Consider the following 2912-nt stretch of genomic DNA (forward strand, 5'->3'; position numbering starts at 1 on the left):
GGCTGGGAACGGTCCAGTTTTCGCCGGCCAGGTGAAAAAGAATCGCCGCCTCGGCCAGGTCCTCCGGATAGTGCTTGGGCTCGCGGGCGTTGACCGTATATATAATATCTGCATTCTCCTTATCGATGGGGATTTCCAGTCCCGGCCAGTCCTCCTCGTACTCTTCGGCCATCCACTCGCAGGTGTCCACCCAATCCTCGGTGGTGATGTCCATCTGGGCATTGTATATGCGGTGCATGCCCGAGCCGATCTTCAGTTCCCAGGGCACGAATCCCTGGGCGAAGCACAACCCCCGAACGTAACCGAACATCACCCCCATGTCGATGCCGAAGGGGCAATAGGTGGCGCAGCGGTTGCAGCAGGAGCACTTGGACCAGGCCGTGTCCATGACCATGTGCATGAAATCGTTGTCCACCTTTCCCTGGCGCTTGATCATTTCACCCAGGGTGGACTGGATCTTGTAGGACGGCACCTGTTTGGGGTCCTTGTCGTTGGCCAGGTAGAAAAAACAGCTGTCGGCGCACATCCCGCAGTGGGCACAGATCTCCAGCCAGGTGCGCAGCCGGGAACGGCAGGTTTTTTCCAGCGTGGCCCACAGGGCCTTGCTGTCCACATCGAGCAGCTTCATCTCGGCGTAGTACTGTTTGCCGCTTTTGTCCGCCAGCAGCGCAGTGAGCTTTTCTTTGGTATCGACAACCTGTTTGTTGCAAAGTATTCCTTCGGGCATTTTATCACCTAATTCCTACAAAGGCCTTACCAGGCCATTCCTTTGTTTTTCATGCCGCCGCGTTTGATTCCGAAATCCATTCCAAGCTGTGCCCGGGAGAGAAAAAATAGCAGAAAGTGGGACAGCTTGGTAAAGGGGATGGCCACCAGCATGATTTCGCCGCACAGCACGTGGGCCACGATCCAGAAATCATAGCTGCCCACTTGATGATAGGCGAGAAACCCGGTTAAAAAAGGTGCCACGGCGATGGCCAGCACCAGAAAATCGTAAGGTTTGGTCAAAATGCGCACCTCCGGCAGGGCGATGCGCCGCAGAATGATGAACACCGCCGCCACGATTACGGCCAGGGTCATCCCGTCGGCCAGGCCTTCGGGAAGTGTCGGCAGGCTAAAGCCGAAACGCTCAAGCAGGAGCACGTTATGGCCCATGAGGAACACGGGGGTGACCAGCAGGCAGATGTGAAAGACGAACACCAGGATGGTGAACCCGGGGTAAAACCGCCAGCCGTGGGTGCCGAAGGGCACCAGCCAGAAGAAGATGGAGCGCAGGGCGCCTCTAATCCCGTAGGCCACGTTCTGCGAATAGGTGACGCGGTCCATCTGCCAGTTCAGGCCCCGTATGTACCACACCAGGCGATAGAGCAGGCCGAAAAAAAAGATGCCGAAGGAGAGCCAGGCAAGGGGGCCGGTTACAAATTCATACATGGGGTGCTCCTTTTATGGAAATTGAGGAATTGCGAATTTAGGGATTCAGGAATTGACAGACAACACGAACAAAATATTAAATGGGCGTATGCCTTCAATTCCTCAATTCCCCCATTCCTTAATCCCCTAATTCTAATTTTTTAGTCATCGTCCCGTTCAGTGAGAAACAGCCAGAACCCCGTGATCCCAAGCAAGGCGACGACCATAAGCACATAGGTGATGTTCTTGGTGTGGAGCATGAACTCCTGAAGCGTATTGATGGTTTCCATGGGCGGTTGCTTTTCCTTTTACGGTTAATGGGCGTCGTAGTCCGGGTGTTCGTAGAGCACGGGCATGCGCGTGACGATGAACCGGTAGATCACGATGCCCAGGGTGACGATGAAGACGCTGATGCCGATCTCCATCCAGTGCGGGAAATAGCGTTCGCTGGCGGGCAGGTGCCAGTTAAAGGCCACCAGGCAGATGTTGAACCGGTTGACGACGATTCCCAGCACGGTCCAGGCGGCTGTCCAGCGGATCAAGGTGACGTTTTTGTCCCGCACCCCCACCGCATAGAGAAAGGCCGGCAGCGCCACGAAACCCAGCAGTTCCACCAGGTACCAGGCACCGTATCCGGTCGCCAGGTAATGCCAATTGTTGCCGGCGCTGATGCCAATGACCTTGATGATAAAGTAGCCGGCCAGCACGAACGCGGCCGCCTTGCCGAAGCCCAGGGGCACGGTGTCTTTTTCCGCCAGGTGGGCCGCATCCATCTTGTGTGAGAAAAAACGGTGGGACAGCGTACTTTCGAAGATCACCATGGAGAGCCCGGCGATCACTGCGGTGACGAAAAAGTAAATCGGCAGGTAAGGCGTGTACCACAGCGGGTGAAGCTTGGAAGGTGCGATGAGGAACAGGGCCCCCAGGGAGGACTGGTGCAAGGTGGACAGCACCACACCGAAGATGGTCAGCAGCAGGGTCAGTTTGACAACGATGTTGCGGGCGCGTTTGAGACCCAGCCACTCCAGGGCTGCCGGTGAAAATTCGATGAAGAGGACGGTCAGGTACAGGGCCACACAGGCGGCCACCTCGAAAAGCAGGGAAGTGGTGCCGCGCTGCATGATGAACGGATAGGGCAGTCGCCAGGGGCGGCCCACGTCGTAGTGCAGGGCCAGAACCACCAGGGCGTAGCCCAGAAAGCCGGTGAGGATGGCCGGGCGAACGGCGGCGTGATAGCGCTTCATGCCAAAGATATATACGGCGGCCGAGGTCACGAATCCGCCGGCGGCCAGGGCGACGCCCACCAGCAGGTCAAAGCCGATCCATATGCCCCACGGGTTGTAGTCGGACAGGTTGGTGACCGCATCCAGCCCCTGGGTGAAGCGCAGGATGGTCAGGATCCCCCCCACCAGCAAAATGGCACCGGCCACGATATTGAACGGTGAGAAAATCGGTTTGCCCATGGTGGCTGTATTCTCAGACATAAAGGATTCCTCCTGAAA

General features: G+C 57.0%; 4 protein-coding genes. All 4 read right to left on the reverse strand.

Annotation, left to right across the window (positions count from 1 at the left end):
- Positions 1–727, reverse strand: a 727-nt coding sequence (locus ABYV26_RS23970; protein ID WP_372683871.1) for a 4Fe-4S dicluster domain-containing protein, incomplete at its 3' end; no start/stop codon positions are given.
- 26 nt (positions 728–753) lie between these two features.
- Positions 754–1431, reverse strand: a complete 678-nt coding sequence (hmcE, locus tag ABYV26_RS23975) for a sulfate respiration complex protein HmcE (protein WP_372683872.1) — start codon at positions 1429–1431, stop codon at positions 754–756.
- A 140-nt stretch (positions 1432–1571) separates the two neighbouring features.
- Positions 1572–1700 (reverse strand): sulfate respiration complex protein HmcD, encoded by a 129-nt coding sequence (gene hmcD, locus ABYV26_RS23980; RefSeq protein ID WP_372683873.1) that lies wholly within the window; start codon positions 1698–1700, stop codon positions 1572–1574.
- 24 nt (positions 1701–1724) lie between these two features.
- A complete protein-coding gene (gene hmcC, locus ABYV26_RS23985) occupies positions 1725–2894 on the reverse strand; it encodes a sulfate respiration complex protein HmcC (RefSeq protein ID WP_372683874.1) in 1170 nt (389 codons plus the stop codon).
- Between the last annotated feature and the right edge of the window lie 18 nt (positions 2895–2912).

It is taken from the genome of Desulfosarcina sp. (assembly GCF_041551955.1).
Taxonomy (GTDB): domain Bacteria; phylum Desulfobacterota; class Desulfobacteria; order Desulfobacterales; family Desulfosarcinaceae; genus Desulfosarcina.

Coding starts and splice junctions, on each gene's coding strand:
- hmcE (WP_372683872.1), bottom strand. CDS start 1,431: ATGTATGAATTTGTAACCGGCCCCCTTGCCTGGCTCTCCTTCGGCATC.
- hmcD (WP_372683873.1), bottom strand. CDS start 1,700: ATGGAAACCATCAATACGCTTCAGGAGTTCATGCTCCACACCAAGAAC.
- hmcC (WP_372683874.1), bottom strand. CDS start 2,894: ATGTCTGAGAATACAGCCACCATGGGCAAACCGATTTTCTCACCGTTC.